This is a genomic window from Clostridium sp., from assembly GCF_017888565.1.
Lineage (GTDB): Bacteria > Bacillota > Clostridia > Clostridiales > Clostridiaceae > Clostridium.
Map to the genome: position 1 here is coordinate 1 of NZ_JAGHFX010000074.1, position 21,250 is coordinate 21,250.

Below are 21,250 nucleotides of genomic sequence, written 5' to 3' on the forward strand. Positions count from 1 at the left end.
TATAAGATTATTATTATTACCAAATGAAATATCACTTAGCTTATAAAAGTTAAGTGATATTTTGTTGTATATAAGAATAAAATTTGTAGAGAAATATTGACTATAAAAATTAAATCAAATATAATTTAATTATATATTTGATATATATATATATTCTCTCTTATAAAATTAATAATATTTGAATTCTTTAAAATCGCTTTGAAATAACACTCAATTTATGTTGGGTGTTATTTTTTTGTATAAAATAAAAAAGTCGTCCTAAGACGACTTACTTATATATGCCCAACATATTATTTATCCTATAGAATAAAATATCAAGAAAGATAATAAAAGTCAATTATTTTTTTGTCGTCAAAAATTCGTCAAAAATAATAATTAAATTTAATCAATTTTAATTAACTGAAATTTTTAATAATGTCTGTAAAAGTGGCTTTTTAAGTAGATATAAAGATTTTAATATAGATTATAACAGTTATAAAATATTTTAAGACAAGACCCAGATATAGTTATGATAGGAGAAATAAGAGATGAAGAGACTGCACAAATAGCAATAAAAGCAGCTATTACAGGACATTTAGTTTTAAGTACACTTCATACTAATGATGCTCCATCATCAATGACTAGATTAGTTGATATGGGAGTTGAACCTTATTTAGTTGCAACTTCGATTTCAGGAATAATTGCTCAAAGATTAGTAAAAAAAGTATGCACCAATTGTAAGGAAGAATATATGGCTTCAGATTATGAAAAACATGTATTTAATATAGAAAATAATGATTCTTTAAAATTATATAGGGGTAAAGGATGTGGCCATTGTAATAATACGGGATATAGCGGCCGAATAGGTGTATATGAAATAATGGAAATAACAAGAGAGCATAGAGATGCAATAAATAGAACGAGAGATTCAAATATTTTAAAAGATATATCTATAAAACATGGAATGACAACACTTGCAGATGAATGTAAGGAATTAGTTTTAAATGGGACAACTACTATAGAAGAACTTGCAACTATAACTTTATTAAGGGATATATAAGGGGTGATAAGAAGTTATGAAAAATTTTAAATATAGGGCTATGAAAAATGATGGAACTAAGATAGAAGGAAAATTTGAAGGTAGTTCAAGAGATGATGTAATAAATATGATAACTTCAAGTGGATATTATCCTTTAATGATAGAAGAAATAATTGAAAGTAAACAAATCGAGTTTAAGCTTTTCGAAAGAGTAACAACAAAGGATTTAGCAATTTTCTGTAGACAATTCTATACTATGCTAGATGCTGGAGTTACAATAACCAATTGTTTAAATATTTTATCTAATGAAATTCCTAATAAAAAGTTAAGAGAGCTCTTATCTATAATTGAAGATGATGTTAAAAAAGGAGAGCTATTATCAGAATCAATGGCTAAACATAGAAAGTATTTTCCACAGCTTTTAATAAGCATGGTAGAGTCAGGTGAAGTTAGTGGAAATCTTGATGAAATGATGCTTAGAATGTCTGTTCATTTTGAAAAGGAAAATAAGATTAATAATAAGGTTAAATCAGCAATGACATATCCAAGCATCTTAAGTATAGTTGCTGTAGTAGCAGTTGTCTTTATCATGACATTTGTAATGCCAACCTTTATAGAAATGTTTGAAGGAGAGGGAGTAGAACTTCCTTTAATAACAAGAGCTATGCTTGGAACCAGTAAGTTTCTAAGTAATAATTTAATTCTTATATTAATAACTGTAGCAATTATAGTTATACTATTTAGTATTTATAAAAAAAGTCCAAATGGAATGGTGAATATAAGTAAGTTAAAGTTAAAACTTCCCATAATAGGGGCTTTAAATAAAAAGATAATTGTTTCAAGATTTACAAGAACATTATCTACATTACTAGCATCAGGAGTATCTTTAGTACATGCCCTGCCAACAGTTGCAGGAGTATTAGAAAACAAAATAGCAGAAGATGCAATTTTAAAAATAAGAGAAAGAGTAGTAAGAGGAGATGGATTAAGTGCTCCAATAAGAGAAAATGCTATCTTCCCCAAAATGCTATCTTCAATGATAAAAATAGGAGAAGAATCAGGTTCCTTAGATGACATCCTAAACAAAACAGCAGACTTCTATGATGATGAAGTTGAACAAGCTATCCAAACAGCAACATCAATGATAGAACCATTATTGATAGTCATAATGGGAGTAGTTATTGGAGGAATAGTAATTTCAATAATGCTACCGATGTTTGATATGTACACTCAGATGTAATAAATTGAGAATTAAGCATAATGATATGTAAGTGATTCTTCATTTGGTAATTTGAAGCTGTGAAAATAATGTGGATGCCCCTAAGAGTTCTCGGAAAAACTACTGCGAAAGAGTTTTAGTTAACTCGCTTCGCTCAAATAATTAAGCAACACTAAGGCCTAGTAGTTCTTCCTTCACCAAGTACTTCTAACTACTCGCTACATGCTTATTTCACGTATTCTATTTATCTTCGCCAACTTATATTTGTATTTAAATTTAAATACTTATTTAAAATGATTTAAATTGAAAAATTTAATATAAATTAAAAATCAAGGAGGAATTTAAATGGTTAAAAATTTAAAAAACAAGAAAAAAAAGAAAGGGTTCACACTTATTGAACTTATAATAGTTATAGCAATTATAGCTATATTAGCGGCTTTAGCTATTCCTAAGTTTGGTGAAGTTAGAAAAGATGCTGCTTTTAAATCAGATATAGCTAATGCTAAAACAATTGCAAATGCAGCAACAACATTATTAGCTGAAGAATCATTAACAGGTCCGATTTATATTGACAACACAGTTACTTCAGGAAATAAAATTGAGGAATATTTACAAAATTCACCTAAACCAAAAAGTAAAGGATATGTACAGTATGTAGTTACTATAAGTGGAGAGAATGTGACTGTTTCAATGACTAAAACAGCTGATACAAATACTAGTTCATTACCTCTATTCCCAAATCCAGCAACATCAGTAAATTAATTTTTTTAGGTTTATTTAAAGCAAGATGCAGACCGATTCTGCATTTTGCTCATAAAAAGATTTTTAGCTCGCCTAAAAATAAACCTTAATTATTTCATTTCAATTTTGTATTAGCAAAAGAGAAGTTTCATTCTTTCATTTCAATTATCAATTGTTCCCGGAGGTGATTTAATGCCAAGTAAAAAGTTCAATTTATCAAAGTTAAAAGAAATAACTAGTATGGATGTAAAAGATATAGGAAAGCTTTTTAAGAAGGAAAAATCTGAGGATTTGAATTCTTCTTATGAAGGAAATAAAACTGAAAAGAAAAGTAAGTCTAGGGAAAGATCAAAGGCTGTTTTATCTATAGATTTAGGAACTAATTCTATAAAGTTAGTAGAGGGTAAATTTCAAAAGAAAAGGCTTATTTTAAATAAGTTAATACAAATACCAACACCAGAAGGTTGTATTGCAGATGGAAAAGTAATGAATCTTCAGGAGGTAGTGGATGTATTAGATTTTTTAATAAAGGAAAATAGTATAAAGGCCAAGGATGTAATATTTACAACTAATTCATCTTCAATAATAAATAGAGATATTTTAATACCTTTAGTTAAAGAAGAAGAGATGGAAACTGTAATTAGATATGAAATACAACAATATTTACCTATAAATTTAGATGATTATATAATTCAATTTATAGTTTTAGATGAAATTGTTGATGATGTAGGAGCAAAGCTGAAAATAAATGTAACATCATTTCCAGAGAGAATGGCTTTTGCATATTACAGTGTAGTAAATTCATTAGAGTTAAATCCATATGCATTAGATGTTACTTATAATTCAGTAAATAAAATAGCTAATTATGCTGAGTACACAGCAAAGAATGGACAAGTTGTGGGAGGTACTGTTGCTTTTGTTGATATGGGAGCAACCTCTATTAATGTGGCAATATTTAAAAATGGTAAATTAGATTTTACAAGAATGATAAAGTCTGGTGGGGATAATATAGATTATGCCTTAAGCCAAAGCTTGAATATGTCAATAAAATCAACAGAATCTATAAAAATAAAAGAATCAAATCTTTTAATAGACGATGACAAGGACATTTCAAACATAACTATAAAAAAAGCTGTTGATGAAATATTAGAGGAGTTAGAGAGAATACTTCAATTCTATAGTAATAAATCTAATACAACCATAGATAAAATTTATATTTATGGAGGTTTATCAAATTTACGAAATATCAATTTATATATGAAAAATAAGTTATCAATAAATACTCTTAGAATAGATGAAATAAAAAATGTAGATATAGCATCTAAGGATTTAATAAATGAAAATCTAGGTCAATATTTAAATGCCATAGGCGCAATTATAAGATTGTAAGGAGGACATTATATGATAAGAGATATGAACTTTTTTGCACCTTATCAAGGTCAGAAAAAAGAACAGAAAAATAAGAATATTTATGTTTACTCCTTAGCAGGTTTCTTATCTGTAGTTATAGTTGGGAGCTTGGCTTGGAATAGTACAAATATAATTTTATTAAATAGTAAGATAAAAAATTATAATGAAAAGTTAAGTCAAGAGGATATAAAAGAAAAGATAGCTAAATGGGATGATATTAGTAGAAAAGATGATATTTTAAATAGATATGATACTGAACTTAGTAAAATAGTAGGTTCATTAAAAACTAGGGAAGTTGTAACTACAGAATTATTAGATAAATTGAGTGCAACATTACCAACAGAAGTAACATTCAATAGTATAAACATAACTAATACAGAAATTTCTATCCAAGCTGTTTCAACAAGTAGAGTTGCAATAGGTGAAATAGAGCATAACTTAAAGAAACTAGATAATATACAAGATGTGTATATTGGTGGAATATCAGGGGATGAAATTTATACCTTTGATATAAAATGTGTATTAAAGGATGTTGAGTAAAATGAATATAAGTAAGAGAGAAAAGTATTTAATAGGAATTTTATTAACTGTATTAATATGTTTTGTTTATTATCAATTTATCTATACTAAGCAAGTTGGAAAACTAGCTACTAAAAGAGCTGAAAAAAATCAAGTTGAGCAAAGATATAATGATGTAATGGAGAATATATCAAATCTAGATTCTAAGGAAGAAAATTTAAAAATATTAAAATCAACAGTGCTTGATAAATCTAAAAATTTATACCCAACTATAATGCAAGAAAAAATAATAGTTGAATTAGATAAATTACTAAATGATAGCGGTCTTAAAGGAAATATTGCATTTAATCCTATAGAAGTAGCATCTGTAGAAAAAATGGTATCACCCGAAATTCAAAGGGCAGAAAGTTCATTAAAAGCCATAGCAGATGAATATTCAGGAGATGCAACAAAAGATGAAACTAGTAATATAGAATCTAATAATGAAAATAATAATACATCTACTGAAGGTAATGAGGGACAAGCACCTCAAGATTCTCAAGAAGTATCATCAGAACAAAATGGAGCAACATCAGAACAACTTAAAGTTGCAATTAATTTTTCAGGAAGCTATGAAACTTTAAAAAAGTTTATTTCTTCAGTACAAAACTATGAGAGAAAAATAGTAATTACTAATATAACAATATTATCAAAATCACAAGAAGAGCTAACTGGAGTTATGAATTTAGAATTCCATGCAGTACCTAAATTATCAGATGAAGATATGGAATATTTACTTTGGACATTAAATAATGTATATGGAAAAGAAATCTTATTTAGTAGTGGAGCGGCAAGTGGAGCTTATGCATCAACCATAGAAGAACAAAACAATAAAGAAGATATTAATGATTTTGTAATGATGTTAAGGTCATCTTTATCTGAACTACCTACAGTAACTATTGGAAGAGCTAAGGATGAATCAAGGGAAAGTTATATTTATTCAGATAATGATAAGGTTGAAGAAGTAGAAATAAGCTTTGATGAAGCAGCAGGGAAAACATACTATAAGTATAAAACAGCTAATTCATATTATCCTAAAGATAATTCCTCAGAGGGGAAAGAGTTTACCTCAAAATCAGATGATATAGTACTTGAAATAATGAGTGAAAAAAGAGGTGAAAGCTCAGATAATTCAGGAATAAAGTTAAAGGTAGTTAATAATACATCTAAAAATATTGAAATCATAGTTAAAGATGATGATACTTCAAATCCTAGAGTTTCAGTAACAAGTGAAGGTAATACTGTAAATGTTACTAAGAAGTAGGTGTTAATATGAAAAGTAATAAAGTAAAAGCAAAGAAAGGGATGACATTAATTGAGGTAATAATTAGTGTTGCCCTTTTATCAATATTAATAGTACCTTTATCAGGTTTAGTAATGTCCAGCTTAAAAAATAATATAAGTGCAGAGTATAGACAAAAGGCAAGCTATGTAGGGCAAAAGGTTTTGGAAGAGTTAAAGGCCTATGATGAAATAACTATAAAGGATGATACTGGGAGAAAGTATTTTGAACTTTTAGATGGAGATAAGATATTTAAAAATGCAAGTGAAGATATGTTTCAAGGCAGATTTCAAAGAACCATATATGGAAGTATTTCAGGTACAGAAGGAAGAGAAGAGGAAATTTATAATGTTGAAGTTGAATTGAAAAAGGATTTGAATTTTCAATATGAGAATGTGAATAATTTAGATAAAAATAATAATGCAGCTTTTGTGTTAAATTTTATTAAGGATAAGAGTGATAATAATAAAATAAAAATACAAGATAGCTCAGAGAATAGTTATGCTATTTCAAATGAATTGATAATGGAGATGAATAAAACTTCAAGTAGTCTAATTGTATATAAAAAAAATGAATCTACACCTTTAGTAACCGTTAATAAAATGAATGTAGATAATAATATTATTGTTTTATATATCAAAGAAGGCTTTTCTCAAAATGTAAATATAGAATTCAAAAATAACACAGAAGAAACCGTAGAAATTCATTTAATAAGTAATGATAATAATTTTTCTAAGTTTAAGATATATTCAAGCATTGGAGATGTTATTTTATATGAAGAGAAGCAAATAGAAGAGAATCCAGTTGCAGATATGTATAACTATAAAGTTACAGTTAAAGATAGCGAAAATAATATTTTGTTTGAAGGCTCTTCAAGTAAAAATGTGAATATAAAATAGGTTTATGGAGGTGAATTATAGATGAAGGCTAGAAAAAAGAAAAAAGGATCTACCTTTGTAATAGTAGTTGTAGTAATGGCAATTATTTTTACAACTGGTACAACAATATTAGCAGTTACAGCAAATGATTATAAGATGAGAATAAATCAAAGTAAAAAGCTTCAAAACCTTTATGAAGCAGATTCTGGATTAGATGTAGTTGAAAATATAATAATAAAAACCTCACAAGAAGCCATAAAATATGCAGATAAAGAAATTAAAAAGGAATTTACTGAATTAGATGATAAAGATAGAAGTAAAGATAAAATAAATGAATTATTTAAAGATAAGTTTTATGAATTCTTAACTGTAAGAAATAAAGAAGTTCTAAATGCAAAGGAAGTAGAGATTTTAGAATACTTAATTTTAGAGAAGAAATATATAAAATCTATACTCGAAAGTGGTAAGTTGGAATATGATTCAGCTATAAGTAATAAAGATAAGAGATTTATAATTGAAATACCAGAAGGTGGATATGTTAAAAATATTAATAATGGGAAAGTAAGTAATATAACTATAGAAGTTAAATCAAACTTTGAAAGTACTGAGGGACAATTAAAAAATAAAAAAACAGTTTCTACTAAGTATTCCATAACAGCTCCAGACTATAATTCAGAAATAACTTCAATAAATATTTATCCAGTTTTTGATGGAAAAGCAATAACAGCAGATGGAAATATGAATGTTGAAAGTTTAGGAAATAAAAGTATTGTAAATATAAGTGGAGATATATGGATACAAGGGAATAATAATTTAGGAACTAGTCCAGAATATACTTTTGATAAATACATTGGTGGTATAAAACTAGATAATACAAGTTTTAATGTTGATGGAAATATATATACTGCGAACACATTTCATTTAAATAACTTAGTAAATGAATCATCAGTAAATGGGGATATATATGCAAAAAATATTTATGTAGGAAAATCTATAAATTCAAATGTTTCTAAATTAAATAATATATCTTTTGAGAAAAATGTTATTGTAAATAATGATTTAGCTTTAAATGCTACAAATAGTAGTATATTAATAAAAAATAATTTTTATGGGATCAATGAAAAGACAACTGAGGTTTCAACAGCTGATAAAGCTCTAAATTCAAGTAGTATTATTGTAAATGACACAAGTGATACTTCTACAATAACAGTAAATAACGATTCATATATTATGGGAGTTGCATATTTAAATGCAACAGATGAAAGTGGGAAAAAATATCAAACAGGAGAATCAGTAGCAGTAAAGGGAAATTATCTAGCTTATACTGATGTTGATGATGTTTTAAATGGACAAGAGAATGTTACTTTAAAATATTATTCACCACTACAATTATTAGAAAGCAAAGATGGACAATATAATGCAACTATGAAGGCAGAGTATTTCTCAAAGTATTATTCTAGAGGTAATAATTCTTATAGATTTAATGATGGCGGAGTAAGTTTTAGAGGAAGTGTTAAATCTGTTGGGACAAGCATTGAAGATAGTAATGGAAACATATTAAAATCAAATATAATTGATAAAGACTTAAATTTAGTAAATGAACAAAGAAATGAATTTGCAAGAAATGTATTTGCTATGGGGGATGCTACAGGCTTTAATAATTTGTATGATGGACAAGAGGTTAAACGTAAAGTTAGTAATCAAATTGATTTTAATGAAATTAGAAGAGTTCAAGGAAACTCATTTGATACAAGTGAAGGTGTAGTTATTTTAAAAGGAGCTGAAAATGAGAATATTGAAATAAAAAATGGGGGAATTAATGGGAAAAATATAGAGATAAATAAGGGACTAATTATAACTAATGGAGATATAACAATAGAAGGCAACTTTAATTTTACTGGAAATATAATAACTACAGGAAATATAATTCTAAAGGGTGAAGGAGAAAAAAATATAACTTATGATCCACAAGTTGTAAGAAATATAATAGCTTTAAATAATGATTTATTAAAAGATATTTTTGTAAAATCACAAGGTGATAGAGAAGAAGTAAAGGTTACTTCATCATCAGAGCTTTATAGTGTTGATAAATTCCTTACAAAATCTTTATGGAGAATTGTTAAATAGAAGAGGTGGAATTATGAGAAAAAAGACAAAAGGCTTTACTGTATTGGAACTTATACTTACATTAAGTCTAACAGTTGTAGTTCTTGGAGTAGTTTACACCTTTTTCTTTAGTAATAGCAAGACATTAGCAAAAACAGAAATCAATTCTGACCTTCAATTAGAGTCAGAAGTAATTCAAAAAGAATTATTACTATATGGTACACAAGCAGAAGGAATAAGTAAACTCAATAATGTTACTATTAAAGATACTAATAAATACAATTATGAAGGCTCAATAGATGATAACGGAAAGTTAGATGTCACTGAATTAAGATTTAAAATAGGAGCAGAGTATTTTACATTTATATATGATAAGGGAAATAATAAATTAGTTTTAAAAAAAGTTAATGAAGATGGAACAGAAGTCACAGATTCTAAATTAAATCTTCCTAAAATATTATCATCTAATGTTACAGAATTTAAAGTTAGACCTTTAGATTATAGAATGAATCCAAATGGAAATTTTAATGATGCTACAGGTTTAGAAATTTCATTAGTTTTAAATAAGAAAAAGGGTTATTCGGATGTAACTATGCCAGTAAGTGTCATAGTTAAGTTTAGAAATAAATGATATGGGGGGATAAAATGGTTAGTAAAAGAAAGTTTAAGATAATAAGTATTATAACAAGTTTGTTTGTTATATCAACTTTAATATCCCTTAAGAGTTTGAATGTTAAAGCAAATAATGTTTCTTCAAAACCAAGTTTTACAATTACTAATTTAAGTGCAACACCAAATCCTGCAAAAGTTGGTGAAGATATATTAGTTTCAGGTAAAATAGTACCTGGAGATTTTGAAACAACTGTGCAGCCTAAAGAAATAGTTTTAGTGTTAGATACTTCTGGGAGTATGAGTGAAGAAATAACTTCTAATCAAAAATGTACTGAGCAAAAAATATTTAATTATTGTATTAAACATAATAAATTTGGTGATCATTATGAGACAAGCACTAGAATTGCTGAATTAAAGAAAGCAGCAAAATCATTTATTGATACTATGAAAGATGTACCTAATTTAAAAATTGGAATAATAAAATATGCATCAGATGCCACAATAGTATCAGAGTTAAAAAGCGTAAATGATTCATCATTAACTACTGCTATTAATGGATTGAATGCAAATGGTGGAACTAATATAAGAGAAGGATTAAGAAAAGCAACATATTTATTAAATAAAATAAATAGTAATGCAAACAAAACTGTTGTTTTAATGACTGATGGAAATCCAACATACTATTCTAAATATGATCAATTAGATGATACTGATCCTAGCACATATGGTACTGGTAATTCAACAACTAATGAAACAATGACATATACTAAGAATTTAGCTAGAGATCAAATAGGAGCTAGACAATATAATGCCTATTCAATTGGTTACGGATTAGATACTTCTGGGAGCACATATCTAAAGCAGATACATGCAGCTATGAAAAATTTATCGACTAATACAGATCTGAGTGAAAAGGATGGTTTTTTTTCAAAAAGTGATGGTTCAATAACGGAGATATTTAATCAAATAGCAGAGAATATAAAAAACAGCTATGAATTAAAAGAAGTTTCTTTAGATATAGACTTTAATCAATCTTTTAATCTTAATATAGGTGGGAGTGTAATTAAAGTTGGTAATATACTCTATGAAAGAACTTCAAATGATGAATATACTAGGAAGACTGGAAAGATAATTTACCATGCAGAACCAATTAATTTTAGTTTTATAGTAAAGGGGAGCCAAGTTGGGCAGTTACAATCAATATTAGATAATATAGATATTAACTTCTTGTTTGATAATGAAAATCTTACTGTAAATTCTAAGGTTGATGTAAAGGTAGATATAATATCGAATGAATTACCTAATATTTCAGCTAGACTTATAAGTGGAGATAATTTAGAAATTAAGAAGGATGAAGAAATAACTCTTAAGTATGAAATAAATCCACAAGATTTTATCTATAATAATTCAGCTAATTCAGGTGATATAGATGTTGTTGTAATTACAGAACTTGGTAGAAAACAAGGGAATTTAGATAGTTTAAAAAATGGAATAAAAAATAAATTGACAGATCCATTTCAAAGTGAAAGAAAGGCTAAATTTTCTTTTATAACATTCAATAAGAATGAAGTTAAAAAAGAAGCATCTTTAAAAAGCTTTGAGAATTCTAATAACTATTATCATGATATTAGACTTACTGTAGATAGTTTAAAAGAAGGAAGTGTGTTCGAATCTTCAACAAAAGATATTAGTGAAGCTTTAAATAATGCGTATGAGGAGCTAGAAAGAAATTCTAGGCCTACAGCAACCAAAAATATTGTAATAATATCTAATAATGATATTAACTACAGTAAACAAGCTGCAAATAATATAAAGAGTAAGGGATATAATATAGTAAGTTTATCTTTAGAAACTGAAAACTTAAATAAGAACTTATATAAACTTCATATTGATTTGGGAGGTAAATCTGACAGCATATTTAATATAAATAATAATTACAATAATATAAATAACTCAAGAATGGACTTAGTAAGAGAAAAAATAATGTCTTATTCTGCTGCTAAGCCATATGAATTTAAACCTGTTATAAACTTAAATTTAGGAAGTAATTTTGAGCCGGTATCAGGAATTGTAAGGTCTACAGAAATTGGTAAACAAAATATGGGAATAGTAGAGGTTCCAACTATAACTTATAATTTAACTCAAAATAATAATTATCATGCAGAAGGTAAGGTAATAGAAATTAAATTGAGAGCTAATAATCTTGTAAGTGGAACTTACACCTTTGGAAAGCAGTCGGATAATATTATGGTGTATAAAAGTATTTTAGGTAATACGATTGTTACTAATATAAATACTCCTATAGTTACTGTAAAGGAAGAAGTTAAAAATGTTACTCATGGATTATACAATGGAATTATAAGTAATGGAGCTACAGACAAAAAGGAAGTAAGTATCCAAGAAAATAATAATGGTACAAGCTTTGAAATGGCAAAAGCCTCAACAGTAACCTTTGGTTCTAAATTTACCATAGGTGGAAACAGTGTTGATTTTGCCTTAAATATAGATAATAAATTTATAACTGTAAGTACAAATGATATTAAGATATATAAAGTTTTAAAAGATTCCTCAGGCAATAGTATATTAACAGAAATAATAAATGGAAATAGAGTTATAGAGAATCAGGGAGATAATAAATTTAAAATATCTATTAATAATATTAAAGAAGGTAATCAAACTTCTGGCACAGATATACTAGTTATATATCAAGCTCGTGTTAAGGATGATATTTTAACGGCACAATCATTAACAAATGAAATTAAGTTTAGTAATTTATCAAAGTCAGTTAATATAATGACTCCACAGTCTTCTGATGAAAGGCCAAGCTTACCAGATTTATTCTAAAGCAAAAACATTATTTCTTAAGGGGGTCGCGTTTCGCGACCTCCATTGTATTTAATATAAAATAAATAATATTTCAAGGATCTCACGGTTCGTTAGGCTCTTGAATTTAAAATGAATTATCATTTATAGTATCTTAGTTTTAACTAAGAATGTCATAGGGTATGATAATATATATATGCTTAATGATAATTTATTTTAATTATATTGGAGGATTTGACCACGGATGAACTTAAAAATATTAAATGGAAGCAAAGCTTTTAAAAGCTTAAGAAAAGTATATGAATCATAATGAGACTATTTGCTAGTAATTATTTAAAAACTATATAAAAGACATGTATCTTCAAGGAGGTCGCGGAACGCGACCTCCTTTTTGGTACAATCAAAATAATCTTTATACAATCTTAATGTCATCCTTATTAATCCTAACACTATCTTTATATGGATTTTTATATAATTTTAGATGAAAGGGGGAAGGAAATAATGATAGTTGTTACTAGTTTAATTGGTTTAGTAGCCTTATCGCTATTTGTTTATTTAACTTATATTTTATTAAGAGGTGATAATGAATGATTAACTCAATAATACAGTATTCATTATATTTGATAATTTTAGTTGTACTAGCTATTCCATTAGGAAAGTATATTGGGAAGGTAATGAATGGAGAAAAAGTTTTCTTAAGTAAGGTATTAAATCCAATAGAAAACTTTATATACAAGATATTAAGAATAGATAAAGATGAGGAAATGGATTGGAAAAAGTATTCAGTTTCAATAATTGCTTTTAGTGTTATAGGATTTGTAATTTTATTTTTATTACAAATGGTACAAGGTATATTACCTTTAAATCCTGAGGGCATTAAAGGAGTTACTTGGGATTTAAGTTTTAATACAACATCAAGTTTTGTAACTAATACAAATTGGCAATCTTATTCAGGAGAAAGTCAATTGAGTTACTTAACTCAAATGCTCGGATTGACAGTTCAAAACTTTGTATCAGCAGCAGTAGGTATAGCAGTTTTATTTGCACTTATAAGAGGGTTTACTAGAGTGAAAGGAAAGACTATAGGAAACTTCTGGGTGGATGCTACAAGAAGTATAATTCATATTTTAATGCCATTATCAATAGTTGTATCATTATTAATAGCATCTCAAGGAGTTGTGCAAAACTTTTCATCATACCAAGAAGTTGAATTATTACAACCTATAACTCTTGAAGATGGAACAGTTATAACAAAACAAGTTGTACCTCAAGGACCAGCAGCAAGCCAAATTGCAATTAAGCAATTAGGAACTAATGGTGGGGGATTCTTTGGAGTTAATTCAGCTCATCCATTAGAAAATCCTACACCTTTTTCAAATGCAGTAGAAATGTTATCAATATTATTAATTCCAGCAGCTTTATGTTTTACATTTGGAAGAAATATTAAGGATAAGAGGCAAGGTAGAGCAATATTTATTGCAATGTTTTTAATGTTAGTTATTGCTCTTTCAGTAATATCAATAAATGAAGCAAATACAACACCTCAATTAGCTCAAAATGGAGCAGTAGATATATCTGCAATTAATCAAGCTGGTGGAAATATGGAGGGTAAAGAAAGCAGGTTTGGTATAGCATCTTCTTCTACATGGGCAGCATTTACAACAGCAGCATCTAATGGATCAGTAAACTCAATGCATGATAGTTATACTCCTTTAGGTGGAATGGTAACTATGTTACTTATGCAGCTAGGGGAAGTTGTATTTGGTGGAGTTGGTTGTGGATTATATGGAATGTTAGCTTTTGCAATTATAGCAGTGTTTATGGCAGGTTTAATGGTAGGAAGAACTCCTGAATATTTAGGAAAGAAAATAGAACCATTTGAAATGAAGATGGCAATGTTAGTTTGCCTTGCAACACCAATTGCAACACTAATAGGAAGTGGTATAGCAGCAGTAGTTCCAAGTGTATTAGATAGTCTTAATAACTCAGGTGCACATGGTTTCTCAGAAATGCTTTATGCATATTCTTCAGCAGGTGGAAATAATGGATCAGCCTTTGCAGGTTTTGCAGCAAATACACCATTTATAAATGTTAGTATTGGACTAGTTATGTTATTTGCAAGATTTGTACCTATGATAGCAACACTTGCTATTGCGGGTTCATTAGTTAAAAAGAAGAAAGTAGCAGTAAGTGCAGGAACATTACCAACACATGATGCATTATTTATAGGTCTTTTAGTGTTTGTAGTACTTTTAGTTGGAGCATTAAGTTTTTTTCCAGCACTTGCATTAGGACCAATAGCTGAATTCTTCCAAATGATAGGATAGAATGGGGGGATAATATATGAAAAATAATAATAGTATTTTATCTGATAAAAAAATGGTTAAAAGAGCAATAAAGGATTCATTTGTAAAGTTAAATCCTAAGATACAAAAAGAGAATCCTGTAATGTTTATAGTATATATAGCTTCTATTATAACAACTATTTTATATTTTATAGCTTTACTTGGAATTAAAGATAATTCTCCAAGCTTCATATTAGGAATAACAGTTTTACTATGGTTTACAGTTTTATTTGCAAACTTTGCAGAAGCAATTGCAGAAGGACGTGGAAAGGCTCAAGCAGATGCATTACGTTCAGCAAAAAAAGATGTTGTAGCAAGTAAAATACCATCAACAAAAGAAAAAGATAAAGTTGAAAAAGTAAATTCAACAGAACTTAAAAAGGGCGATATTGTTATTGTTTTTGCTGGAGAGCAAATTCCAGCAGATGGGGATGTTATTGATGGTGCAGCTTCAGTTGACGAAAGTGCAATAACAGGAGAGTCAGCTCCTGTTATTCGTGAAAGTGGTGGAGATAGAAGTGCAGTAACTGGTGGTACAACAGTAATTTCTGACTGGCTAGTAATTAAAGTAAGTAATGATCCTGGTGAAAGCTTTATGGATAAAATGATAGCTATGGTAGAAGGAGCAGCTAGAAAGAAAACACCAAATGAAAAGGCCCTTGAAATATTACTAGTATCACTTACAATAATTTTTCTTATAGTAACAGTTTCTTTATACACTTACTCAGTATTTATTTCTAATGAAGCAGGTATGGTAAACAGTACTTCAATTACTTCCTTAATTGCATTATTAGTTTGCTTAGCACCAACAACTATAGGAGCTTTATTATCAGCAATAGGTATAGCTGGAATGAGTAGACTAAATCAAGCAAATGTTTTAGCAATGAGTGGAAGAGCAATTGAAGCAGCTGGTGATGTTGATATATTAATGTTAGATAAGACTGGAACAATAACTCTTGGAAATCGAAAGGCAAGTGAGTTTATACCAGTTGATGGAGTAGATATAAAAGAGTTAGCAGATGCAGCTCAATTAGCATCACTTGCAGATGAAACTCCAGAAGGAAGAAGTGTAGTAGTTTTAGCTAAAGAACAGTTTGGCATTAGAGGAAGAGATATGAGTAGTCTTAATGCAACCTTTATCGAATTTACAGCTAAAACAAGAATGAGTGGAGTAGATTTTAATGGAAATGAAATAAGAAAAGGAGCTTCAGATGCAGTTAAAAAATATGTATTAGAAAAAGGCAGTTTCTTTTCAAAGGAATGTGAAGAAAAGGTTAAAGAAATAGCTAAGGTTGGGGGTACTCCTTTAGTTGTTGCTAAAAATAATAAGGTATTAGGAATAATACACTTAAAAGATATAGTTAAACAAGGAGTAAAAGAAAAATTTGCAGATCTTAGAAAAATGGGTATTAAAACTATAATGATAACTGGTGATAATCCACTTACTGCAGCAGCAATAGCAGCAGAAGCAGGAGTTGATGACTTCTTAGCAGAAGCAACACCAGAAGGAAAGCTAGATATGATAAAGGATTTTCAAAAGAAAGGTCATTTAGTTGCAATGACAGGTGATGGAACAAATGATGCTCCAGCTTTAGCGCAAGCAGATGTCGCAGTTGCAATGAATACAGGAACTCAAGCAGCAAAAGAAGCTGGTAATATGGTTGATTTAGATTCATCACCAACTAAACTTATAGAAATTGTTAGAATTGGTAAGCAGCTTTTAATGACAAGAGGATCTCTAACAACATTTAGTATTGCAAATGATATAGCCAAATACTTTGCTATAATACCACCATTATTTCTAGGTCTTTATCCTGAATTACAAAAATTAAATATAATGAGATTAAGTAGTCCAGAAAGTGCAATACTTTCAGCTGTTATATACAATGCTTTAATAATAATAGCACTTATTCCATTAGCATTAAAAGGTGTAAAATATAGAGAAGTTCCAGCTAGTAAGTTATTATCAAGAAATCTTTTAGTATATGGTCTTGGAGGAATAATAGCCCCATTTGTAGCAATAAAGATTATAGATATAATAATAACTATGCTTGGTTTAGTATAATAGGAGGTATAAATTATGAAAGTTATAAGTAAAGCATTTAAATTTATACTAGTATTTATGATAATATGTGGATTAATATATCCAGTTTTTATAACAGGTGCTTCACAGTTACTATTTAAAGAAAAAGCAAATGGTAGTATTATAGAAGTTAATGGAAAGAAATATGGTAGTGTATTACTTGCTCAAGAATTCACTGGAGATGAGTATTTATGGGGACGTGTAATGAACTTAGATACAAGTACATTTACAGATGAAAATGGAGAAGTATTAATGTATGCAACTCCTTCAAATTTAAGCCCCGCAAGTGAAGAATATGAAAAATTAATAAGTGAGAGAGTTAAAAAAATAAAAGCAGCAAATCCTGATAAAAAAGATGAGCCTATTCCAGTAGATTTAGTTACATCATCAGGAAGCGGACTTGATCCTCATATTTCAGTTGCAGCAGCTGAATATCAAGTGGACAGAATTGCAAGGATGCGTAATATAAGTACTGATGAAGTAGAGCAAATAATTGAAAAATACACAAAGGGAAGAACATTTGGAGTATTTGGAGAAGAAACTGTAAATGTATTACAAGTTAATCTTGCCTTAGATGGTGTTTTAAAATGAACAATGTAGAATGTAAAATGTAGAATTAAGGTGAAAACTCCTGCGGAGTTTTTAAAATTTAAATTTTTAGCAATTCAGCTTTAGCTGATTTGCTTCCTTAATTTTCAATTATCCATTGTCAATTATTAATTGAAAATAGGGGTGCTATAAATGAATGAAACTCGTCCTAATCCAGAAGAATTATTAAAAAAAATTAATGAAGAAGAATTAGAAAATAAAAGAGGAAAGTTAAAAATATTTTTTGGATATGCAGCTGGTGTAGGTAAAACCTACGCTATGCTGGATGCTGCTCATGCTGCAAAAAAAGCTGGAGTAGATGTAGTAGTTGGATATATAGAACCACATACAAGACCAGAAACTTTAGCTCTTTTAGATGGATTAGAACTTTTACCAAAACTTGAAGTTGAATATAAAGGAATAACTTTAAAAGAGTTTGATTTAGATGGAGCATTAGAAAGAAAGCCAGAATTAATATTAGTAGATGAGCTTGCACATACAAATGCACAAGGGCTAAGGCATAAGAAGAGATATAGTGATATAGAAGAGTTATTAAGTGCAGGTATTGATGTTTATACTACAGTTAATGTTCAGCATATAGAAAGTCTAAACGATATAATTGCATCAATTACTCATGTTGTAGTAAAGGAAAGAGTGCCAGATAGATTTTTTTATGATGCATTTCAGGTTGAGCTTATAGATATAGAACCTTCAGATCTTATGGATAGATTAAATGCAGGTAAAATATACAAGAAAAATCAAGCTAAAAAGGCACTTAATAACTTTTTTTCTAAAGAAAATTTAGCAGCATTACGTGAAATTGCATTAAGAGAAACTGCTGATAGAGTAAATAAGGAAGTTACTGTTAATAAGAGCTATAGTAAAGGTATATATCATACAAATGAGCATATATTAGTATGTTTAAGTTCTTCACCTTCAAATGCTAAAGTTATAAGGGCAGCAGCTAGAATGGCAGAAGCTTTTCATGCAAGGTTTACAGCTCTTTTTGTAGAAACAATAGTTTCAAAGGAGTTAGGTGAAAAAAATATTCAAAAGCTTAGAGAAAATTTAAAGCTTGCTGAAGATTTAGGTGCAAAGGTAGAAACTGTATATGGAGATGATGTGCCATATCAAGTTGCAGAATTTGCAAAATTAAGTGGCGTATCAAAGATAATACTTGGAAGAACAAAAAGAAGAAAGTTTTTGTTAAGGTCTAAGTTAGGATATGTAGATAGAATTATAGAGTTAGCTCCAGAAATAGATTTATACGTTATACCAGATAGTGAAGATATTGTAGCTAAAAGAAGGTATCAAGTTAAAAATATAAAGCTATCAAGCTCTGATATAGTAAAAACACTAGGAATACTAGCACTAGCCGTAGGAATAAGTGCAATTTTATATAATCTTGGATTTAGTGAAGCTAATGTAATAACAGTTTTTATACTTGGTGTTTTATTAATATCAAATAAAACTGATGGAATTATTTATGGAGGAATTGCTTCATTAGCAAGTGTAATATTATTTAATTTTCTTTTTACAGATCCAAGGTTTTCACTTGATTTTTATGACCCAGGATATCTAGTTACGTTTATTACAATGCTAACATCTGCACTAGTTACAAGCACATTAACTAACAAAGTTAAATATCAAGCAAATGTATCAGCTGTGATTGCTAATAGAACAAATATATTATTAGAAGCAAGTAGAGATTTAGAAAGAACTAACAATTTAGAAGATATAATATTAACAGCTCAAAGACAATTACATAAGTTTTTAAAAAAGCCAATTATAATATATGAAGTAGATAATGAAAATATAAAAAGCATATACAATTATAAGTTTGAAGATGGTAGTGAAATAGATAGGGAATATATAAGTGAAGATGAAAAGGCTGTAGTTAGTTGGGTAATAAAAAATAGAAAACGAGCAGGGGTTAGTACAGATACACTTCCAGGTTCAAAAGCTATGTATATACCTCTTTCTGGACAAAATAGTGTTATGGTTGTAATAGGAATAGTAATGAGAGAAAATGAAAATATTGATAGTGGAGAAAAGTCATTACTAGAAGCAATGCTTAATCAAATTTCATTTGCAATAGAGAAATATATTTTAAATGAGTCAAAGAAAAATGCCTTAATGCAAGCTGAAAATGAAAGATTTAGGGCAAATTTATTAAGAGCGGTATCTCATGATTTAAGAACACCACTTACTAGTATATCTGGAAGTGCTAGTTCTATATTAAATAATGAATTTGATGAAGAAACGAAGAAAAAGTTAATATCAGATATTTATGATGATTCAGTTTGGTTAATAAATTTAGTTGAAAACTTATTATCAGTTTCTAGATTAGATAATGGAAATGTAAAATTAAATACTGAACCACAATTAATTGAAGAAATAATAAATGAAGCACTTGAACATGTAAATCGTAAAATTTCAGATTATAAAGTTAAAGTCAACTTAAAAGATGATTTATTAATGGTAGATGTTGATGTAAGGTTAATAGTTCAAGTAATGATAAATATAGTAGATAATGCAATTAAATATACTAAACCAGGAGCAGAAATTCAAATAAATGTGCTTACTAAAGGTAAAAAAGTAATAGTAGAAGTAGCAGATAATGGCGCAGGAATAAGCAAGAAAAATCAAGAGTGTATTTTTGATATGTTCTTTACTGTTAACGGAAATAAAGGTGATAGTAGAAGAGGTTTAGGATTAGGGCTTGCTCTTTGTAAGTCTATAATTAAGGCTCACGATGGAGAAATATATGTTAGAAATAATAAACCTCATGGAACAGTAATAGGATTTACATTATCACAAGTGGAGGTAAATAATGAAGGTATCAATTTTAGTAGTTGAGGATGATAAGGCAATAAGAAATTTTATATCTGCCACCTTAGATATTCATTCTTATAATTGCCTTACAGCAGAAAATGGAGAGCAAGCAATAATTCTTGCAACATCACATAAGCCAGATATAATTATACTAGATTTAGGTCTACCTGATATAGATGGTGTTGATATAATAAAGAAAATAAGAACTTGGTCTAATTGCCCAATAATAGTTGTAAGTGCTAGAAGTGAAGATAAAGATAAAATAGAAGCTTTAGATTCTGGAGCAGATGACTATTTAACTAAGCCATTTAGTGTAGATGAATTGCTTGCAAGAATTAGAGTAGCCATCAGAAAGATGAATTATGATAACTCAAAAAAGGAAGAAAGCACTGAATTTATAAACGGAGATTTAAAGATAGATTATGTATCAGGATGTGTTTTTGTAGGAGAAGAAGAAACTCATTTAACTCCAATGGAATATAAACTTTTATGCTTGCTAGCAAAAAATGTAGGTAAAGTTCTTACTCATACTTATATTTTAAAAGAGATATGGGGAGCAGCATATGAAAGTGAGGTTCCATCATTAAGAGTTTTTATGGCTACCTTAAGAAAGAAGATAGAGAAAAATTGTGAGAAAAATACTTATATACAAACTCATATAGGGGTTGGCTATAGGCTTGTAAGGATACAAGATTAAACTAAATTAATGATCTTCTATTTAGGATATAGCAGGTAAGTATGGAGTATAATGA

The 21,250-nt window shown here is 28.5% G+C and carries 14 protein-coding genes and 1 pseudogene; all 15 read left to right on the forward strand.

The features are described 5' to 3' along the window. Positions 1-478: 478 nt before the first annotated feature. A pseudogene (locus J7M87_RS14245) lies at positions 479-1,039 on the forward strand (ATPase, T2SS/T4P/T4SS family); the annotation flags it as partial. Positions 1,040-1,055: 16 nt separating this feature from the next. Beyond that, positions 1,056-2,258: a type II secretion system F family protein gene (locus J7M87_RS14250; RefSeq protein WP_291651827.1), complete on the forward strand. Its 1,203-nt coding sequence runs from the start codon at positions 1,056-1,058 to the stop codon at positions 2,256-2,258. A 324-nt stretch (positions 2,259-2,582) separates the two neighbouring features. Then, positions 2,583-2,999 carry a prepilin-type N-terminal cleavage/methylation domain-containing protein gene (locus J7M87_RS14255; RefSeq protein ID WP_291651829.1) on the forward strand — a complete coding sequence of 139 codons (417 nt, stop codon included), beginning with the start codon at positions 2,583-2,585 and terminating at the stop codon, positions 2,997-2,999. A gap of 171 nt (positions 3,000-3,170) precedes the next feature. Further along, complete coding sequence (gene pilM, locus J7M87_RS14260) at positions 3,171-4,367, forward strand: type IV pilus assembly protein PilM (RefSeq protein ID WP_291651831.1); 1,197 nt, start codon at positions 3,171-3,173, stop codon at positions 4,365-4,367. Positions 4,368-4,379: 12 nt separating this feature from the next. Continuing rightward, positions 4,380-4,928 carry a PilN domain-containing protein gene (locus J7M87_RS14265; RefSeq protein ID WP_291651833.1) on the forward strand — a complete coding sequence of 183 codons (549 nt, stop codon included), beginning with the start codon at positions 4,380-4,382 and terminating at the stop codon, positions 4,926-4,928. A gap of 1 nt (position 4,929) precedes the next feature. After that, positions 4,930-6,210 (forward strand): hypothetical protein, encoded by a 1,281-nt coding sequence (locus tag J7M87_RS14270; protein WP_291651835.1) that lies wholly within the window; start codon positions 4,930-4,932, stop codon positions 6,208-6,210. 8 nt (positions 6,211-6,218) lie between these two features. After that, entirely contained in the window at positions 6,219-7,127 is a 909-nt protein-coding gene (locus J7M87_RS14275; protein ID WP_291651837.1) for a prepilin-type N-terminal cleavage/methylation domain-containing protein, read from the forward strand. A 21-nt stretch (positions 7,128-7,148) separates the two neighbouring features. Further along, positions 7,149-9,233, forward strand: a complete 2,085-nt coding sequence (locus tag J7M87_RS14280) for a hypothetical protein (protein WP_291651839.1) — start codon at positions 7,149-7,151, stop codon at positions 9,231-9,233. A gap of 13 nt (positions 9,234-9,246) precedes the next feature. Continuing rightward, positions 9,247-9,843: a type II secretion system protein gene (locus tag J7M87_RS14285; protein WP_291651841.1), complete on the forward strand. Its 597-nt coding sequence runs from the start codon at positions 9,247-9,249 to the stop codon at positions 9,841-9,843. A 14-nt stretch (positions 9,844-9,857) separates the two neighbouring features. After that, a complete protein-coding gene (locus tag J7M87_RS14290; protein WP_291651843.1) occupies positions 9,858-12,668 on the forward strand; it encodes a VWA domain-containing protein in 2,811 nt (936 codons plus the stop codon). 566 nt (positions 12,669-13,234) lie between these two features. Further along, entirely contained in the window at positions 13,235-14,974 is a 1,740-nt protein-coding gene (gene kdpA / locus J7M87_RS14295; protein WP_291651845.1) for a potassium-transporting ATPase subunit KdpA, read from the forward strand. A gap of 16 nt (positions 14,975-14,990) precedes the next feature. After that, positions 14,991-17,057 (forward strand): potassium-transporting ATPase subunit KdpB, encoded by a 2,067-nt coding sequence (gene kdpB, locus J7M87_RS14300; protein ID WP_291651847.1) that lies wholly within the window; start codon positions 14,991-14,993, stop codon positions 17,055-17,057. A 15-nt stretch (positions 17,058-17,072) separates the two neighbouring features. After that, the gene (gene kdpC, locus J7M87_RS14305) at positions 17,073-17,666 is read left to right on the forward strand and encodes a potassium-transporting ATPase subunit KdpC (protein ID WP_291651848.1); all 594 of its coding nucleotides are present in this window, start codon (positions 17,073-17,075) and stop codon (positions 17,664-17,666) included. A gap of 150 nt (positions 17,667-17,816) precedes the next feature. After that, the gene (locus J7M87_RS14310; RefSeq protein WP_291651849.1) at positions 17,817-20,522 is read left to right on the forward strand and encodes a sensor histidine kinase KdpD; all 2,706 of its coding nucleotides are present in this window, start codon (positions 17,817-17,819) and stop codon (positions 20,520-20,522) included. Further along, positions 20,497-21,195 (forward strand): response regulator transcription factor, encoded by a 699-nt coding sequence (locus J7M87_RS14315; RefSeq protein WP_291651850.1) that lies wholly within the window; start codon positions 20,497-20,499, stop codon positions 21,193-21,195. Before J7M87_RS14310 ends, J7M87_RS14315 begins: the two co-directional genes overlap by 26 nt. The last annotated feature ends 55 nt before the right edge of the window (positions 21,196-21,250 follow it).

Coding starts and splice junctions, on each gene's coding strand:
- J7M87_RS14285 (WP_291651841.1), top strand. CDS start 9,247: ATGAGAAAAAAGACAAAAGGCTTTACTGTATTGGAACTTATACTTACA.
- J7M87_RS14255 (WP_291651829.1), top strand. CDS start 2,583: ATGGTTAAAAATTTAAAAAACAAGAAAAAAAAGAAAGGGTTCACACTT.
- J7M87_RS14250 (WP_291651827.1), top strand. CDS start 1,056: ATGAAAAATTTTAAATATAGGGCTATGAAAAATGATGGAACTAAGATA.
- J7M87_RS14265 (WP_291651833.1), top strand. CDS start 4,380: ATGATAAGAGATATGAACTTTTTTGCACCTTATCAAGGTCAGAAAAAA.
- J7M87_RS14310 (WP_291651849.1), top strand. CDS start 17,817: ATGAATGAAACTCGTCCTAATCCAGAAGAATTATTAAAAAAAATTAAT.
- J7M87_RS14275 (WP_291651837.1), top strand. CDS start 6,219: ATGAAAAGTAATAAAGTAAAAGCAAAGAAAGGGATGACATTAATTGAG.
- kdpA (WP_291651845.1), top strand. CDS start 13,235: ATGATTAACTCAATAATACAGTATTCATTATATTTGATAATTTTAGTT.
- J7M87_RS14290 (WP_291651843.1), top strand. CDS start 9,858: ATGGTTAGTAAAAGAAAGTTTAAGATAATAAGTATTATAACAAGTTTG.
- pilM (WP_291651831.1), top strand. CDS start 3,171: ATGCCAAGTAAAAAGTTCAATTTATCAAAGTTAAAAGAAATAACTAGT.
- J7M87_RS14280 (WP_291651839.1), top strand. CDS start 7,149: ATGAAGGCTAGAAAAAAGAAAAAAGGATCTACCTTTGTAATAGTAGTT.
- kdpB (WP_291651847.1), top strand. CDS start 14,991: ATGAAAAATAATAATAGTATTTTATCTGATAAAAAAATGGTTAAAAGA.
- J7M87_RS14270 (WP_291651835.1), top strand. CDS start 4,930: ATGAATATAAGTAAGAGAGAAAAGTATTTAATAGGAATTTTATTAACT.
- kdpC (WP_291651848.1), top strand. CDS start 17,073: ATGAAAGTTATAAGTAAAGCATTTAAATTTATACTAGTATTTATGATA.
- J7M87_RS14315 (WP_291651850.1), top strand. CDS start 20,497: ATGAAGGTATCAATTTTAGTAGTTGAGGATGATAAGGCAATAAGAAAT.